General features: G+C 43.8%; 12 protein-coding genes. 6 read left to right on the top strand and 6 right to left on the bottom strand.

Annotation, left to right across the window (positions count from 1 at the left end; all coding sequences use genetic code 11):
* Window positions 1-633 precede the first annotated feature (633 nt).
* Complete coding sequence (fadR, locus tag R8269_RS15080) at window positions 634-1,473, top strand: fatty acid metabolism transcriptional regulator FadR (RefSeq protein ID WP_005380824.1); 840 nt, start codon at window positions 634-636, stop codon at window positions 1,471-1,473.
* A gap of 110 nt (window positions 1,474-1,583) precedes the next feature.
* Here the strand turns inward: fadR and R8269_RS15075 are convergent, their stop codons facing one another.
* A complete protein-coding gene (locus R8269_RS15075; RefSeq protein WP_025767216.1) occupies window positions 1,584-2,393 on the bottom strand; it encodes a hypothetical protein in 810 nt (269 codons plus the stop codon).
* A 209-nt stretch (window positions 2,394-2,602) separates the two neighbouring features.
* Window positions 2,603-4,678, bottom strand: coding sequence for a methionine--tRNA ligase (gene metG, locus R8269_RS15070; RefSeq protein WP_005387290.1), 2,076 nt, complete (start codon window positions 4,676-4,678; stop codon window positions 2,603-2,605).
* A gap of 162 nt (window positions 4,679-4,840) precedes the next feature.
* On the opposite strand from metG, the gene apbC reads away from it, so the two are divergent.
* The 3 genes from apbC (at window position 4,841) to R8269_RS15055 (ending at window position 9,015) form a co-directional block, all read left to right on the top strand.
* Window positions 4,841-5,917 (top strand): iron-sulfur cluster carrier protein ApbC, encoded by a 1,077-nt coding sequence (apbC, locus tag R8269_RS15065; RefSeq protein ID WP_053349618.1) that lies wholly within the window; start codon window positions 4,841-4,843, stop codon window positions 5,915-5,917.
* A gap of 180 nt (window positions 5,918-6,097) precedes the next feature.
* Window positions 6,098-6,739, top strand: a complete 642-nt coding sequence (gene udk, locus R8269_RS15060; protein WP_005380833.1) for a uridine kinase — start codon at window positions 6,098-6,100, stop codon at window positions 6,737-6,739.
* 188 nt (window positions 6,740-6,927) lie between these two features.
* A complete protein-coding gene (locus R8269_RS15055) occupies window positions 6,928-9,015 on the top strand; it encodes an AsmA family protein (RefSeq protein WP_258500563.1) in 2,088 nt (695 codons plus the stop codon).
* 62 nt (window positions 9,016-9,077) lie between these two features.
* Here R8269_RS15055 and cobO read toward each other — a convergent pair whose 3' ends face one another.
* A complete protein-coding gene (gene cobO / locus R8269_RS15050) occupies window positions 9,078-9,683 on the bottom strand; it encodes a cob(I)yrinic acid a,c-diamide adenosyltransferase (RefSeq protein ID WP_005380837.1) in 606 nt (201 codons plus the stop codon).
* 117 nt (window positions 9,684-9,800) lie between these two features.
* Here cobO and R8269_RS15045 point away from each other — a divergent pair, with 117 nt between their 5' ends.
* Window positions 9,801-10,250 (top strand): low molecular weight protein-tyrosine-phosphatase, encoded by a 450-nt coding sequence (locus R8269_RS15045; protein ID WP_025767219.1) that lies wholly within the window; start codon window positions 9,801-9,803, stop codon window positions 10,248-10,250.
* Window positions 10,251-10,310: 60 nt separating this feature from the next.
* Here R8269_RS15045 and R8269_RS15040 read toward each other — a convergent pair whose 3' ends face one another.
* Entirely contained in the window at window positions 10,311-11,870 is a 1,560-nt protein-coding gene (locus R8269_RS15040; RefSeq protein WP_258476837.1) for a SulP family inorganic anion transporter, read from the bottom strand.
* A gap of 332 nt (window positions 11,871-12,202) precedes the next feature.
* Window positions 12,203-15,268, bottom strand: coding sequence for a ribonuclease E (gene rne / locus R8269_RS15035; RefSeq protein WP_065274710.1), 3,066 nt, complete (start codon window positions 15,266-15,268; stop codon window positions 12,203-12,205).
* A gap of 639 nt (window positions 15,269-15,907) precedes the next feature.
* Between rne and rluC the strand changes: the two genes are divergently transcribed.
* On the top strand, window positions 15,908-16,852 hold the full coding sequence (gene rluC, locus R8269_RS15030) for a 23S rRNA pseudouridine(955/2504/2580) synthase RluC (protein WP_021033985.1): 945 nt from the start codon (window positions 15,908-15,910) through the stop codon (window positions 16,850-16,852).
* A 58-nt stretch (window positions 16,853-16,910) separates the two neighbouring features.
* Here the strand turns inward: rluC and R8269_RS15025 are convergent, their stop codons facing one another.
* Window positions 16,911-17,492: a Maf family protein gene (locus R8269_RS15025; RefSeq protein WP_054729223.1), complete on the bottom strand. Its 582-nt coding sequence runs from the start codon at window positions 17,490-17,492 to the stop codon at window positions 16,911-16,913.
* Between the last annotated feature and the right edge of the window lie 133 nt (window positions 17,493-17,625).

Below are 17,625 nucleotides of genomic sequence, written 5' to 3'. Positions count from 1 at the left end.
TCTCTTTATAACAAAATTATGAATAGACACTACAATAGTGCTTAAGTATCTGTTTGTTAGACTTATTAACTAGTCTTTAAAAACAATAACTTAGTAAAACAACAATCCTTTGTTTATTGTAGTCTTGCCAAGTTACTTCCCCTGAACTCAAGCACCGCTCACTTTCGACCGCAAACTCTACACTCAGGCATTTATTAGTCAATAACAAAACGTGATGCTACCGACTAAAATGACTTTTTAAATGTAATAACGCGATCAAAACGGCGTTACTATACCATGAAAGTATTAAAAAAATCCTCTTGGATTTTAAATGACGGTCAGTGACGAGAAAAGGCAAATTAAGAAAGAATATTAACTGTGATATACAAAGTAATTTTTCATATTTTGAATATAAAAATGTGACACGGTTGTCTTTATTTCTCCGAGATTTGTGAGCTGTTTAATTAAATGAAAATTCATATTTTACTGCTTTCGCTCGCATGTTAGAGCCTCTTAAATTGACACAACATATAGAGTATTAACTCTATGTTATGGAGTCGTTTTCACTATTGATCGTAAATTTTCTCAAACCGCTAAGTAGTGGTATGATGAGTAGTATCGACCCTCAGAAATCAATATTGGATAAAAAGTAGAATGGTCATAAAGGCGAAAAGCCCTGCGGGATTCGCAGAAAAATATATTATCGAGAGCATTTGGAACGGCCGTTTTCCTCCAGGCTCAATTTTACCTGCTGAGCGCGAGCTGTCCGAACTGATTGGTGTTACTCGAACGACTTTAAGAGAGGTTCTTCAACGACTAGCCCGTGATGGATGGCTGACTATCCAGCACGGCAAACCTACGAAAGTTAACCAATTTATGGAGACCTCTGGTCTGCATATTTTGGATACTTTAATGACGCTAGACGTTGATAATGCGACAAACATTGTAGAAGATCTGCTTGCGGCACGTACTAACATCAGTCCTATCTTTATGCGCTATGCATTTAAAGCGAACAAAGAGAGCTCTGAGCGTACAATTAAGAACGTAATCGAATCTTGTGAAGCTTTAATGAATGCGGCTTCCTGGGACGAATTCATCGCTTCCTCGCCGTATGCCGAAAAAGTTCTGCAGAATGTGAAAGAAGATAACGAGAAAGATGAAGCGAAGCGTCAAGAAATCTTGATTGCTAAAACGTTCAACTTTTACGATTATATGCTTTTCCAGCGCCTAGCATTCCATTCAGGAAATCAAATTTACGGTTTGATCTTTAATGGTTTGAAGAAGCTCTACGATCGTGTCGGTAGCTACTACTTCTCAAATCCAGCTTCTCGTGAGCTAGCTCTGAAGTTTTACCATCAATTGCTCGAAACTTGTGAAAGTGGCCAGCGTGAGCAACTACCAGTAGTGATTCGTCATTATGGTATGGAAAGTGCGTTGATCTGGAACGAAATGAAAAAGCAATTACCAACGAACTTCACGGAAGACGACAGCTAAGCGCTGACAAGTTGAATAAACGAAAACCGCAGTGCCTTAGGCCTGCGGTTTTTTTGTTTTTATTTATAAGTCGGCGACGGACCTAGCACCAATAATAAGGCATGGAACGTTTATCCTGCTAGCGAGAGTCTGGGTAACGGTAGATATAATGACTCTACGACATCTGAAAGGACATGGTCGTAAGTATTGAAGATGGTCAATGACAAGTCCGATGTGACGCCATAAAGCTCTGCTTCTGTTAAGTCGACATGACTCCCTGTCACGTATTCATTTAGCGTCTGTATTGAGCGCGTGGAAGCAGGAGAGGTAATGCTAAGTGGAGCGATAACCGCTAGTTGGTTTAGCTTACGCATCATGACCGATGCATAGTTTTTGAAACGCTCATTTCCGCCTTGTTCTCCTAAATCTTGAATGCTGATTCGTAACTGAGTCAGGGTCTCCAAGCTATCCATAATGTTTTGCCAGTTCATGTGATACTCATTATGCAAGTCATCTCTTTGCTCAACCGCTAGCCATGCGATGGTTACTTCATCCATCAAGAACAAGCAATGACGAATCAACTTACCATGCTCCATCTGGTTTCTTGCAACACTATGGTCATCCCATTGTTCAAGTAGTTTCCCTACTTTAATCTGTAATACGCGATACATGGGTTTGTTTTCAAACCGTGAGGTTTCGACTAAAAGATGAAGCTTGTTGGTGAGATCGTTATGAAGGACTTCTAATTCTTGTTCGTTATTTTGTTGAAATTGAAGTGAGTAGTGCGTCGCAGCTCGATGGCGTCTCAGCAGATGAACAACATCTCGCAATAATGTTAACAGCTGATATTTACGCGCGTGTTGCTGCTCTCGTTTAGAAGATAAGTGATATATTCCGGCTAAAATAGCGATAGATAATAATGTGGAAATCAAAACAAACATAACCAACTCCTTGTTAGTGTTTGGACCTAGCAAGGAAGATGGCAGTTTTGATGCCACTAATTAAATTCTATTAAAACAGTAATTTAGGATTGTGATGGGAGAGGTGCTGTACAAGTTTGGTGCACAAATTCCCCAAAAGTGTGAATTCAGTCAAAAAAGTCCCCGCTGAACTGGCGAGGACTTTTTAAATTTGATTGTAAAGCTACAACTTACATTACACGCATCCCTGGTTGAGCGCCTTCGTGTGGCTCAAGGATCCACAGGTCGCTACCACCAGGGCCTGCCGCTAGGATCATACCTTCAGACATACCAAACTTCATCTTACGAGGTTTTAGGTTTGCTACCATTACTGTTAGCTTGCCTTCTAGCTCTTCAGGTTTGTAAGCTGACTTGATGCCAGAGAATACCTGACGAGTTTCACCACCGATGTCCAATTGGAACTTAAGCAGTTTGTTGGCTTTTGGTACTTCTTCACAAGAGATGATGCGAGCGATACGCATATCTACTGCGGCAAAAGCATCGAACTCAATCTCTTCAGCGATTGGTTCTTTGTCTAGCTCGGTTTGGCTAGCCTTGTTCTTTTCCGCTTCAGCTTTCTCTTTCGCCGCCATTTCTGCCGCCGCATCTTCTTTAGACGCTTCGATCATCGCTTCAACATTCTTCGGATCGATACGGTTGAACAGTGCTTTGAACTTAGTGATCTCGTGGCCTGTTAGTGGAGCAGCGATGTTTTCCCAAGTTAGCTCTTGGTTTAGAAACGCTTCAGTACGCGCAGCTAGCGATGGCATTACTGGTTTCAGGTAAGTCATCAGTACGCGGAACAGGTTGATACCGACAGAACAGATGTCTTGTAGTTCCTGATCTTTGCCTTCTTCTTTTGCTACAACCCACGGTGCTTTTTCATCAACGTATTGGTTAGCTTTGTCTGCCAATGCCGTGATTTCACGGATTGCACGACCAAACTCACGCGTTTCGTAAAGCTCAGCGATACGGTCAGCAGCAGCAACAAATTCGTTGTAAAGTTCAGGCTCTGCAAAGTTGTCAGACAGTTTGCCTTCAAAACGTTTCGCGATGAAACCTGCGTTACGAGATGCCAGGTTAACGATCTTGTTAACAACGTCAGCGTTTACGCGCTGAGTGAAGTCTTCAAGGTTAAGATCTAGATCGTCGATACGGCTGTTTAGCTTCGCAGCGTAGTAGTAACGTAGACACTCAGGGTCTAGGTGCTCTAGGTAAGTGCTTGCTTTTACGAACGTACCTTTAGACTTCGACATTTTCGCGCCGTTTACGGTTACGTAACCGTGTACGAATACGTTGTTAGGCTTGCGGAAGCCAGAACCTTCTAGCATTGCTGGCCAAAATAGGCTGTGGAAGTAAACGATGTCTTTACCGATGAAGTGGTACAGCTCTGCTGAGCTATCTTTTTTCCAATACTCGTCGAAATCTAGGTCGTCGCGCTTGTCACATAGATTTTTGAAAGAACCCATGTAGCCGATAGGCGCGTCTAGCCATACGTAGAAGAATTTGTTCTTCTCACCAGGGATCTCGAAGCCAAAGTATGGTGCATCACGTGAGATATCCCATTGCTGCAAACCAGACTCGAACCATTCTTGCATTTTGTTCGCTGTTTCAGCTTGTAGCGAGCCAGAGCGAGTCCACTCTTTTAGCATGCTTTCAAACTGAGGCAGGTCGAAGAAGAAGTGCTCTGAATCTTTCATTACTGGCGTCGCACCAGAAACCGCAGATTTAGGATTGATCAGTTCTGTTGGGCTGTAAGTCTCACCACAGTTGTCACAGTTGTCACCGTACTGGTCTTCAGACTTACATTTTGGACAGGTACCTTTTACGAAACGGTCCGGTAAGAACATCTCTTTTTCTGGATCGAACAGCTGAGAGATAGTGCGGCTAGAGATAAAGCCATTTTTCTTCAACTCAAGATAAATGTGTGACGCTAGCTCACGGTTCTCATCTGAGTGTGTGCTGTGGTAGTTATCAAAGCTGATATCAAATCCAGCGAAGTCTTTTTGGTGCTCTTCGCTAACTGCGGCAATCATTTCTTCAGGAGTAATACCCATCTGTTGCGCTTTAAGCATGATTGGCGTGCCGTGAGCATCGTCAGCACAGATGAAGTTTACAGTGTTGCCGCGTAGGCGTTGGTAACGAACCCAAATGTCCGCTTGGATATGCTCAAGCATATGACCAAGGTGGATCGAACCGTTAGCGTACGGAAGGGCACAAGTTACCAGCATTTTCCTTGACGGAAAGTTTTTTGGATCGTTTGCCATACTTAATATTCGCTTTTCTTGATAGGTATAAATAAATTTTGATGGATAATACTACCCCATGAACTGACTAACTCCAAGGTGTCAAACTGCGGAATGCCTTAGTTTTTTTGGGGTTCTGGTTGAGCCTGGACGGTGGTAGCATGACATCTAAAAGGAGGGCTTATGCATCAGTTCACTTCAAAACAAGATTTTTGTCACTGGTTTAACCAATTCCAACATCCACAGTTGGTGGAAAACTGGGCAGATATTCATGGCGCAATTTCGATTACGACACAGGGTTCTATTGATATAACGTTGCCATTCGCAAGTAATGAGCTTCAAACCGTACTGCATGACTGGATCAAACAGCAGCAAGCCTCGGGTAAAGTGGCTGAATTCCCATTTAATATTCGCCTTGGAGTTAAAGCTTTAGAAACTCAAGTGGCTAACTCGGTTAAGGGTGTTAAGAACATCGTTGCCGTCAGTTCTGCGAAAGGTGGCGTTGGTAAATCTACTACCGCAGTTAACTTAGCGTTGGCGATTGCTCAATCTGGGGCGAAAGTGGGATTGTTGGATGCAGATATCTATGGTCCGTCTGTACCTATGATGTTGGGGCAAGAAGATTCTAAACCAGAAGTTCGTGATGGCAAGTGGATGGAACCCATTTTTGCTCACGGCATCTATACTCATTCTATCGGTTATTTGGTGGATAAATCAGAAGCGGCGATATGGCGCGGTCCAATGGCTTCAAAAGCGTTGTCGCAGTTATTAACTGAAACAGATTGGCCAGATTTGGATTATTTGGTGATTGATATGCCGCCAGGTACGGGGGATATTCAATTGACTCTGTCACAACAAATTCCGGTAACAGGTAGCGTGCTAGTCACAACACCGCAAGATTTAGCCCTTGCCGATGCAAGGAAGGGAGCGGCAATGTTTAACAAAGTCCATGTCCCGGTTATTGGTGTTGTGGAAAACATGAGTTATCACATTTGTAGTCAATGTGGCGCGAAAGAGCATATTTTTGGTATGGGCGGAGCTGAAAAAATGTCGCAAGAATTTGGCTTAGCATTGTTAGGACAAATTCCGCTTCATATCTCTATGCGAGAAGATATTGACGCTGGCGTGCCAACGGTAGCAAGACGCCCAGAAAGTGAGCATGCAGGGTATTATAAGCAACTTGCCGATCGCGTATGTAGCACGATGTTTTGGCAAGGCAAAGCAAAACCAGATGCGATTAGCTTTACAATGGTGAACTAAGTTTACTATGCCTGTTGGTTGATAATTGCACATTTTAACGTTTGCTCGGAGGTTAATCCTCTGAGCAGGCAGAAACTTATGACTAAACCCTAATTCCAACTAGTAACTATGGGGTGAACTCCCTATAATCAGACAGTTTATCTTTTTATGTGACTAGAAATCATCATCGGGTGCAAACTAATGTCTGATAATAATCAATGCGTCATCGTAGGTATTGCTGGCGCTTCTGCTTCTGGAAAAAGTCTGATCGCGAGCACTATTTATAATGAGCTTCGCGCGAAAGTAGGCGATCATCAAATCGGTGTCATCACGGAAGATTGCTACTACAACGACCAAAGCCACCTAAGCATGGAAGAGCGAGTAAAGACGAACTACGATCACCCGAGTGCGTTGGACCACGACCTACTGTGTGAGCACCTAGAAAAACTGGTACGTGGTGAAGCAGTAGAAGTGCCTGAGTACAGCTACACTGAGCACACAAGAACAATTAACACCACCACAATGACACCTAAAAAGGTGATCATTCTAGAAGGTATCCTTCTTCTTACAGACCCTCGTCTTCGTGATTTGATGCATGCGACAGTATTTATGGACACACCGTTAGATATTTGCTTGCTTCGCCGTGTTAAGCGTGATGTGGAAGAACGAGGCCGAACTATGGAGTCTGTTCTTAAGCAATACCAACAAACAGTACGTCCGATGTTCATGCAGTTTATCGAACCTTCTAAGCAATATGCGGACATTATTGTTCCTCGCGGTGGTAAAAACCGTATCGCAATTGATGTATTAAAAGCTCACATTGCAAGACTTTTGAAAGCTTAAGCCTATAGACGGCTATATCGCTTTATTTTTAGGAGAAGAAGTGGCACCTTAAGTGCCACTTCTTTTTTTGTTTTTAAATTAGTCAGTTGCAGGTTAAAACCAGACACTTTTCACGCTTTTGTGGAACTGTCAGCGGTAAATGGAGTCTGCGCTTATAATTGTAAAAACACTCGAGCAAGGAAAAACAAATGAAGAAACTGCTCTTAATTCTAGCAATACCGATTGTGGTCATTTTGGTCGCAATTTTAGCGTTAACCATCTTCGTCAATCCGAATCAGTTTAAACCCCTTATTGTTGAGCAAGCACAAAAGCAAACGGGATTAGAGTTGGTGATTGAAGGGGATATCAGTTGGCAATTTTTCCCATCGATTGGCTTTGAGTTGGGACATACAGAATTGCGAAACCCACAAGGCTTTAGTAAACCCAATTTATTCAAAGTTGATACCGTTGGTGTAGACATCTCTGTTATGCCACTTTTTAGTCAACAGCTTGAAATTGGAAACGTCACGCTTGATGGTGCTGAGTTCTACATTGAAACCAAGAAAGATGGCAGCAAGAATATTGATGCATTGACGAAAGCCCAAACACAACAAGCAGAACAAGAGAGCAATGCTGCGTCTACGCAAAATGGTGAAACGCAAACTTCTGGTTCTGAGTGGAGTATTAATCTTGCTGGCGTTACGGTTTCTAACGGTTCATTAGAAATGCAGGATAAGCAAGCCGGTAGTTACACCAAACTTTATGATATTTCATTAAACCTTTCCGAATTCGCTTTTGACAACTGGACAACGGCTGATTTTGGCGTGAAGGGCGAAATGAACGACCAAAAGTTCACCGCGAAAGGTCAGGCAGACTTTAAGCTAGAAAAAGGTTTGGCAAACTACGCGCTAAAGAACATCAACTTTGATGCGACATACTCTGACCCTGCCAATAAAATTGAATCGGCAACGATCGGTTTAGACACGTTTGAATTCGATAAAGTAAATAACCTGACTTATGCCATTAAGGGTGACGCTGGTGGTATGAAGTTAGATATGCAGGGTGCTGGTCAACTTAGCGTGGACAAGGCTATCAGCAAAGTACAGTTGGATAAGTTAACTCTTAAATCGACTTTTGAGGGTGATGCCTTACCTCAGTCCCCGATGAAAGTCGACATGGTGTCTGATCTGTCTTTCGACCTAACGAAAAACCATCTGAGTTTTGTTCTAGAGAAGTTAACAGCGAATGCTATCGCCTTAGATGGTAAGGCTGATGTGGCACTCGGTGATATTCCTAAAGTACGCTTTGCTCTCCATAGCCCCAATATCGATCTTGATGAGTTCTTAGGGTTAGATAAGCAAGCTGCCGAAGGTAATAAGCCTGCTTCTGGTGGCGAGAGTGCTCCTGCCGGACCTGAGGTTGAGCCTGATTTGTCTGCGTTGAAAACGTTAGATGTAAAGGGTGACATTACCATCGACAAATTCAAAGCGGCAAATGCGAAGATGGAAGCGGTAAAAACGAGCTTCACTGTAAATCGTGGCGTGTTTGAGCTTACATCTTTTAGTTCGAAGTTGTACCAAGGCTCAATCTCAGCGACAGCGAAGTTAGATGCACGCCAATCACCAGCGACTTACAGTGTTAAAAAGTCAATCAAAGGCGTGAAAGTTCAACCGCTACTTATAGACGTTGCTGAAAACGACAAACTTGAAGGGACAGGTAACATTGATGTGAATGTTACAGGTAAGAGTCTCACGCCTACCGGTATCAAGAAGAATCTATCTGGTACGGTTGTTATCAATTTTGCTGACGGTGCGGTGAATGGCATCAACGTTGCTCAGTTGATTCGTGAAAACTATGCGAAATTTAAAGGGCAAAAAGTTGAAGGCACCAATGTAGCTAAGAAAACAGACTTCAGTGCGATGACGGCGACATTGAAACTCAACAAAGGTGTTGTATCAACGGATAATATGCAAGCTCAGTCTCCATTGTTACGTGTTCGTGGTAAAGGTACCGCAAACTACATCAATGAAACAGTCGACTTTACTATCAGCACGTCAGTTGTAGGCAGCCTAGAAGGCCAGGGCGGTAAAGATATAGATGAGCTGAAAGACATCACGATTCCAATCAATGTGTCTGGTAAGTGGGCAGATCCTAAATTCAAGCTCGTATTCGATGATGTTCTGAAGCAGAAAGCTCAAAAAGAAATCGATCGTGGCGTGGAGAAGCTAACGGACAAAATCAAAGACGAGAAAACCAAAGATGCGGTCGATGGTTTATTGAAGAATCTTTTCAACTAACCGTGCGTGAAAATCAAAAGGGTTGGCATTTTGCCAACCCTTTTTAAATTACTCTGCGAGTGTTACCAATCGACGCCTTTGAGGGCTTTTACGCCAGATTCAAATGCGTGCTTTACATTTTTCACTTCAGAAACGGTATCGGCCATTTCAATCAGGGTTCGATGTGCGCCACGCCCAGTAATAATAACCGACTGCATTTTAGGTCTGTTGCTCAGTGCTTCGACCACTTCGTCTAAGTCGATGTAGCCGTAGCTCACCATATAAGTTAGCTCGTCAAACAAGATGACATCGATAGAGTCGTCTTGCAGCATGCGCTTACATTCTTGCCATACGCCTTGCGCTGCTTCGGTATCAGCGGCTTTGTTTTGAGTTTCCCACGTAAAGCCGGTTGCCATTACTTGGAATTCAACGCCGAGTTTCTCAAGTAGGTTGCGCTCACCGTTGTCCCAAGTACCTTTAATAAACTGCGCGACAGCACAATTCAAACCATGACCCACTGCGCGTGCGATCGTACCGAATCCTGATGTCGATTTACCTTTACCATTTCCGGTAATGATCAGTAGCAGACCTTTTTCCTCTTGAGCAGCAGCGATTTTTGCGTCTACCTGTTCTTTGACTTTTTGTTGGCGAGCTTTATGGCGTGCTTCTTTATTTTCTTCGATAGACATAATACTTCCTCAATTCCTTTTCGTGCTGTGCCCAAGCTAATTTGGGTTCATTGATTTATCTCGCTATGATAGACCAACATATCGTGAAGAAAAACCACCGATAATTCAGGGAATAAAATGAAGAAAATACTTGTTGTTTGTATGGGAAACATTTGTCGGTCACCAACTGGAGAGGCAGTGTTAAGAGCGAAAGCTCAAAAGCTAGGCGTTGAAGTAGAGGTTGATTCGGCAGGTACAATTGGCTACCACGCAGGAAACCGACCGGATTCAAGAGCGATGGCAGCAGGAAAGCAGCGAGGTTATTCTTTTAAAGGAATGCAAGCGCGCCAAGTCACCATTGATGACTTTGAAAAGTTTGACCTTATATTAGCCGCAGATAAAGCAAATTTGGCCGATTTATTGGATATTTGTCCGTTGAAGTATCGACACAAAGTATCGTTATTTTTAAGTCATTCTGAGTCAGGTTACGACGAAGTCCCGGACCCATATTATGGTGGGGAAGATGGCTTTGAACTGGTGCTTGATTTAATCGAAGAGGCATCAGACGCAATTTTGAAGAAGCTATAATCGCCGTGCTTGAAGACAATAGAAAAAGGGATGAGCTCAGCTCATCCCTTTTTATTCGTGTTAACCCGCTAGTATGTCGGTTGCGACTTTGTAGCTTGGGTCTTCCTTCACGTTAATTTCAACCAAGCTGCCAGCTTTGTCCAAAAGTTTACGACAATCTGGGCTTAGGTGACGAAGGTGCAGCGTTTTACCTTGAGCATTGTAACGCTCAGCCAGTGTTTCAATGGCTTCAATTGCAGAGTGATCTGTCACGCGAGAGTCTGCAAAATCGACAATCACATCTTTTGGATCTTCAGGCGCGTTAAACAACTCCAGGAAGTTAGCCGCAGAGCCAAAGAAAATAGGGCCGTGAATCTTGTACTCTTTTGAACCTTCCTCGTTTAAGCACGTGTCGGCATAGATGTGCTTAGCGTGTTGCCATGCAAACATTAATGCAGAAACGATAACACCAACCGCTACGGCAACAGCAAGGTCAGTAAGAACAGTAACAACGGTCACAAGAACAATAACGAAGAAGTCTTGCTTCGGTACGCGGCGTGCTAGCTTAAATGTTGCCCATTCGAATGTACCAATGACAACCATGAACATCACACCAACCAGAGCAGCGAGTGGGATCATTTCAATTAGCGAAGAAGCGAATAAGATAAACATCAATAGAGCGATAGCCGCAACGATACCAGATAGACGGCCGCGACCACCTGAGTTTACGTTGATCATCGACTGACCAATCATCGCACAACCACCCATTGCGCCAAACACAGAACACGTCATGTTTGCCATACCTTGACCGATACATTCGCGGTTAGATTGACCACGAGTATTCGTCATCTCATCTAAAACTGTCAGTGTTAGTAGAGATTCAATTAGACCAATGGCCGCTAGAATGATCGCGTATGGAAGAATGATTTGTAGAGTTTCTAGCGTAAATGGCACCGCCGGAATAGAGAAGGTCGGCAGTGAACCTGCGAGTGTTGCCGCTTCATCACCAGACATTGTACGCAGGAAGTCAACAACAGTACGAGTTTCCAGATCCAAACCAACCACTAAAGCAGTCACCGTTACGATTGCAACAAGTGAAGAGGGTACAGCCGTTGTGATTTTTGGTAGAAAGTGAATGATTGCCATAGTTAGCGCAACCAAACCAAGCATTAGTAGCATTTGGTCTTGTGGTAGCCAAGTAAGCATGCCGTTGATATCTGGCGCTTTAAACTGACCCAACTGAGCTAGGAAGATAACAATAGCCAGACCGTTCACAAAACCAATCATCACAGGGTGAGGCACGATACGGATGAACTTACCCAATTTAAACATACCAGCGGCAATTTGAAGTATACCAGCGAGCATGATGGCTGCGAATAGGTACTGGACACCGTGATTCGCGACAAGCGAAACCATTACGACTGCCATGGCACCTGTTGCACCAGAGATCATGCCGGGACGACCACCGAAAATGGAAGTAATAAGACCAACGATGAATGCAGCGTAAAGACCGACCATCGGATCTACGCCTGCGACGAACGCAAATGCGACAGCTTCAGGAACCAATGCTAGCGCAACGGTTAAGCCTGATAGCACATCATTTTTTACGGAGTGCTTAGAAAATTGGGGAAATTCGAACATGTTTGTTTTTAAGTTCTCTTTGCAATGAGTTAAACCCGACACATATTCGTATTTGCACAAGCCACTGAGTGGTTGATTTCCAATCAAACATTGCAGTGTAAACCGTAGTATTAAAAGAGCAGCATCAGAATGGTGTCGAAAACTTGAGTCGGCGCATGCTACCGAAAAGTGTGATTAAGTTCAAGAATGATACGAATAATGGCGTACAAATGTGATCACGAATTGGTATTTATATGAACAATTTATTGGGCAAATATGAAGATAAAAAAGGCTACCAGATGGTAGCCTTTAATTTATTTATGCCGTTAAGCAGTTGAACGTAATGATTTAGCCTAGTTAAAGTTAGGCTTTGTCATCTCTGCTGATGCGCGGTTTTTAGCCACTTGGCTACCCGCACCTTTAGCTTGGTAACGTTCGGTTTTGAACGGTGCTGCTGCAACCGTGATTTCGCGTAGCTCTTGAGGGCCAGGTGCTTTCGTCATCGGTGCGCTAGCGTTTAGCTTAGCAGCAACTTTAATGGCTTCGACTTTAGGCTCTGGTTTATCTACTGGCGCTTCGGCTACAATCTCTTTTGCTGCTTCAACGATAGGCTCTTCAGTAGGTGCCGTTTCTACAATGGCATCAACCGGTTCAGCATGTTCAGTTACAGGAGTTTCAACGATAGGCTCTACCGATGCTGTTTCTACTACTGCCGATTCAGCTTTTTCTGCGATTACTGTTTCAACAACAGGTGCTTCTACTACTGGAGCTTCCACTTTCGCTTCAACGGTTTCTTGAACCTTGTGTTCAACAACTGGCGCATCTGTTACGACAGGTTGCTCGCGACGAATAATCACTTTACCCATTGCCATTTCTGGACACGCAAAGCCACCTTGGATTGTAGGTACTGCTGCTACAGCTTCTTCCTTAACTCGCTCTTCCTTCTTAGGTGCTGGTTTCGGAATGTAACGTGGCATTACTTTACCCATAGCCATTTCAGGAGAAGCGACACCTCCCTTACGTAGGCGGAACGGGTTAGGGCGGCGATCACGGCCACGGCGACGACGCTGGCCGCTTGCACGCAGGTGACGTGGCGAACGACGATTACGACGTTGCTTAGACTCTGCTTGCTTGTTGTCTTGCTGTGCCTCTACCGCTGCTTCTGTTGGCTTTTCAACTTTAGCTTCAACCGTTTCTTGAGTCTTAACCGTTGTTTCTTCGGCTTTCTTCTCAATAGCTTCTTGGTCCTTAACGCGTACAGACTTGTTCAATTTGCGACGTTGGCGGCGCTCTTTCACTTTTTCTGCTTTCGCATTTTGCTGCTTCGGTTTGCTCTCTTCTGGTTTTGTTTCAGTACGAGCTTCCGCTGCTAGCTGCAGACCTTTTTCCGCTACTTTTGCGTTTGCTTTCTGCTCTTGGGCTTTATCTGCCTGTTGAGCTTTAGGTTTACGCTTTTGGTTACGGTTTTGCGGTTTATTTGTTTGTTGTTGAGCTTCGTTTTGCTCATTCGCTTGCTCATCACGAGGCTTACGACGACGTCGGTTATCGCGATTATCACGATTATCGCGCTGGTTGTTATTGCGACGACGATCGTTGCGATCACGCTTGTTACGTCGATTATCGCGATTTGGTTTTTTCTCTTCCTGAGGTTTCTGTTCTTCTTTTGTTTCTTCAGAACCACCGAATAGGAAGCTACCAAGTGCTTTAAACAGACGGCTGAACAATCCAGGTTTCTCTTCTTGTTCAACGTTTTGTTCTTTCTTCTTCGCCTCAGGAGCTGGTTTAGCTGCTGGTGCAGGTGCGGTTTGAGACGGAGCAGCAAAGCCTTTAAGAACTGGCTCTTCAATTCGTTTTGGTTTTACGTCAACTTCCGCTGGCTCTTTACCTTCTGCTTCTTTCATTGCTTCCAGTTTCTTAGGAAGTAAGTAAGAAATCAGATCGAACTCTTCGCCTTCACGAACACGGATAACTTCAAAGTGCGGTGTTTCCATATCAGAGTTAGGAACAACCGTAATTTTCACTTCTTGAATGCGTTCGATATGGTTTACTGAACGACGTTTTTCGTTCAATAAGTAAGAGGCGATTGGCACAGGTACGACTGCAAGTACTTGTGCTGTGTTGTCTTTTAGCGCTTCCTCTTCAATTAAACGAAGTACAGAAAGTGCTAGAGATTCGTTGTCGCGAACGACACCAGTTCCGCTACAGCGAGGACAGATGTGGTGGCTTGCTTCTGCTAGAGAAGGGCTCAAGCGCTGGCGTGACATCTCCAACAAACCAAAGCGAGAAATACGACCGATTTGTACACGAGCGCGGTCAAGGCGAACGGCTTCACGTAGACGGTTTTCTACTTCTCGTTGGTGACGAACTGGGGTCATATCGATAAAGTCGATAACCACTAAGCCACCTAAGTCACGTAGACGTAATTGGCGAGCAATTTCGTCGGCTGCTTCTAGGTTCGTGTTTAGAGCTGTTTCTTCAATATCGCCGCCCTTGGTTGCACGAGCAGAGTTGATATCGATAGACGTTAGTGCTTCAGTCGGGTCAATAACAATAGAACCACCAGATGGCAGACGCACTTCACGTTGGAAAGCCGATTCAATTTGGCTTTCGATTTGGTAGTGGCTGAATAGTGGAACTTCGCCTTCATATTTCTTAACGCGGTTAAGGAAATCAGGGCGCACCAATTGAATGTGCTCTTTTGCACGTTCGTAGATGGTGTTGCTATCAATTAAGATTTCGCCAATATCACGACGCAAATAGTCACGGATTGCACGAACGATAACGTTACTTTCTTGGTGGATTAAGAATGGAGCAGGGTTAGAGTCCGCTGCACCTTTGATTGCACCCCAGTGGTTAAGTAGTACATTCAAATCCCACTCAAGTTCTTCAGCACTCTTGCCAACGCCAGCAGTACGTACGATTAGGCCCATGCCCTGAGGCAGTTCCAAAGTACTTAATGCGGCTTTTAGTTGAGTACGCTCGTCACCTTCGATTCGACGAGAAATACCGCCAGCACGAGGGTTGTTAGGCATCAGAACAAGGTAACTACCGGCAAGAGAAATGAAAGTAGTAAGAGCTGCGCCCTTGCTTCCACGTTCTTCTTTTTCCACTTGAACGATAACTTCTTGGCCTTCCGTTAGCACTTCTTTGATGCTTGGACGACCTTGGTAGGTGTAACCTTCAGGGAAATATTCGCGGGCAATTTCTTTGAGAGGGAGGAAACCGTGACGCTCGGCGCCGTAATCAACAAATGCGGCTTCTAAGCTTGGTTCGATACGTGTGATACGTCCTTTGTAGATATTCGCTTTTTTAGATTCATGCCCTGGACTCTCGATATCAAGATCGAAAAGTCGCTGGCCATCAACCAGAGCGACACGCAACTCTTCTTTTTGAGTTGCGTTAATTAACATTCTTTTCATTGAAAATTCTCGTTGTCTTTTCTTTTATATCTTTCTTGTCGACTTGCCACTGTTTTTTCGCTCTTTCACGGTGCCTGATCCCATGGCTTGTATTTTGCAGCCTCCCGGCTGGAAGGGGATGCTCTCGGGCACTTCAGTCATCACAAGCCTCTTGTGGTTTCTGTTGGAAACGTAGACTTGTGACCCGCTATTTGGGCGGTAGGTACTCAACGTGAATATGCGAGGAGTAGGGTGGCAAGAGTGTTGAATTCGATGTGTCTCACGCCAATGCTGCACTCGACCTTCAACGATCTACTCACATTGCTTGAGGATAAATGATTGGTAATGAATAAAATGTAACCAAACCTTCCTTAGCAGCTGTGAACTATAGCAGTGCGCGTGGCTATCAGCAATCTGCTTTCACGCAAACGATAGAAAATTTGCCGCTAAACTCAAAATTTCTATTTTATAACTGGCTGTTTCATAAGCAATTGAGATGTGCAAACTGTTCAAGACAGAAAACAAATTGAGAACTTGATTGAGAGTTTTAATAATTTAAACAAAAGCTTGGCGAAATTTAGACCAGTATGTGCCACCGAGTGTTTCTTTTACGACAAGAATAATGTGAAGTCGCACGAAATTGAGTTTACAATACCGCCCATGAACGAAATAAGAACAAAAGTCCAGTTCGTCGACATCGACGAAGATATGGCGGGTCAGCGCATTGATAATTTTTTGCGCAACCAATTAAAAGACATTCCTAAAAGCATGATTTACCGAATTGTGCGTAAGGGCGAAGTGCGCGTAAATAAAAAGCGTATAAAAGCAGAGTACAAGTTAAAAGCAGGCGATCTCGTTCGTATTCCACCGGTGACCGTCGAGAAAAAAGATGACGATGTCGCACCAAGTACGAAACTTAACAAAGTCGCTGAGTTGGAAAATATGATTATCTTCGAAGATGACCATATGTTGATTCTAAACAAACCATCTGGCACCGCTGTGCATGGTGGCAGTGGTTTAAAGTTTGGTGCGATTGAAGCGCTTAGGGCTCTGCGTCCTCAAGCTCGCTTTCTTGAACTTGTGCATCGTATTGACCGTGATACTTCAGGGATTTTGCTGGTTGCTAAAAAGCGTTCTGCACTTCGTCACTTGCAAGCCCAGTTTCGTGAAAAGACAGTAAAGAAGTTTTACTTAGCTCTTGTCATGGGGCAATGGAAAAGCAGTTGTAAGGTTGTGAACGCGCCACTGCTCAAAAACGAAGTGAACAGTATTGTTCGTGTTAACCCTAATGGTAAGCCGTCAGAAACGCGTTTTAAGATTTTGGAAAAGTTCGAACAAGCTACATTGATTCAGGCGAGTCCGATTACTGGTCGAACTCACCAAATACGAGTTCATACGCAATACACTGGTCACCCAATCGCTTGGGATGATCGCTACGGTGATCGTCGCTTTGATGCTTACACAGGTCAAGTTGGTTTAGATCGTTTGTTCCTACACGCGGCAAACATCAAGTTCCAACACCCATCAAATGATGAGTGGATGGAAATCAACGCACCGATGGAACCGAAACTAGAAAAAGTGTTGGCGGGTTTAAGAAACGCGTAACCATGTTTTCCTCGCGGATGCAAAAGGGAGCCTGTAGCTCCCTTTTATCGCATTTGGGTTAAAGGACATCGAGTCCTTGAACATGCAACATATCAATCAAATCAATCAATGGTAGTCCGACAAGTGTGTTCGGGTCTTTACCGACTAATTTCGTAAACAAGCAAATTCCCATGCCTTCGCTTTTAAAGCTGCCTGCGCAGTAAAAAGGTTCTTCCCTGTCGACGTAGCGTTCGATTTGTTCAAGCGTTAAATCTCTAAAGTGCACCTCGAAAGAATCAAAGCCGACTTCTGTATGGTTTGTCACGGTGTTATGTACCGCAAGACCAGTATAGAAAGTGATGACTTTTCCACTTTGAGCCAAAAGTTGATTTATCGCGTTATCTCTATTTAAAGGCTTGCCAACGATTTCACCATTAATGACACAAACTTGGTCACTGCCGATAACTAAACTTGCTTTATCCGTCTGGCAAGATATTGCTTTCTCTTGGGCCAGTCTCTGCACAAGTTCAGTTGGCGTTTCTTGGTCAAAAGGTGTTTCATCGCAATCAGGTGGTAAACAAACGAATGGTAGTGAGAGCTTTTCAAGCAGTTGTTTACGAAAAGGGGAAGTTGAGGCTAAAACCAGTTGGTAATTTTTCATTTTGAATTACAATTCGTGGGAGCATTTCCAATAGGATAATCGATCAAAAATGATTCTGGCTAATGCTCTGTATGTTAAGCGTAAAAAAGTACAACTTTTTTGCCTTTTTCTTTGACTAATTTTGATTTGGAAG

The sequence above is a fragment of the Vibrio sp. Vb0667 genome (assembly GCF_033391095.1).
Note: the sequence above shows the minus strand (reverse complement) of the source record. Positions and strands in the feature narration are given on the sequence as shown.

Coding starts and splice junctions, on each gene's coding strand:
- R8269_RS15025 (WP_054729223.1), bottom strand. CDS start 17,492: ATGAAAAATTACCAACTGGTTTTAGCCTCAACTTCCCCTTTTCGTAAA.
- R8269_RS15075 (WP_025767216.1), bottom strand. CDS start 2,393: ATGTTTGTTTTGATTTCCACATTATTATCTATCGCTATTTTAGCCGGA.
- apbC (WP_053349618.1), top strand. CDS start 4,841: ATGCATCAGTTCACTTCAAAACAAGATTTTTGTCACTGGTTTAACCAA.
- rluC (WP_021033985.1), top strand. CDS start 15,908: ATGAACGAAATAAGAACAAAAGTCCAGTTCGTCGACATCGACGAAGAT.
- udk (WP_005380833.1), top strand. CDS start 6,098: ATGTCTGATAATAATCAATGCGTCATCGTAGGTATTGCTGGCGCTTCT.
- R8269_RS15040 (WP_258476837.1), bottom strand. CDS start 11,870: ATGTTCGAATTTCCCCAATTTTCTAAGCACTCCGTAAAAAATGATGTG.
- rne (WP_065274710.1), bottom strand. CDS start 15,268: ATGAAAAGAATGTTAATTAACGCAACTCAAAAAGAAGAGTTGCGTGTC.
- R8269_RS15045 (WP_025767219.1), top strand. CDS start 9,801: ATGAAGAAAATACTTGTTGTTTGTATGGGAAACATTTGTCGGTCACCA.
- fadR (WP_005380824.1), top strand. CDS start 634: ATGGTCATAAAGGCGAAAAGCCCTGCGGGATTCGCAGAAAAATATATT.
- metG (WP_005387290.1), bottom strand. CDS start 4,678: ATGGCAAACGATCCAAAAAACTTTCCGTCAAGGAAAATGCTGGTAACT.
- R8269_RS15055 (WP_258500563.1), top strand. CDS start 6,928: ATGAAGAAACTGCTCTTAATTCTAGCAATACCGATTGTGGTCATTTTG.
- cobO (WP_005380837.1), bottom strand. CDS start 9,683: ATGTCTATCGAAGAAAATAAAGAAGCACGCCATAAAGCTCGCCAACAA.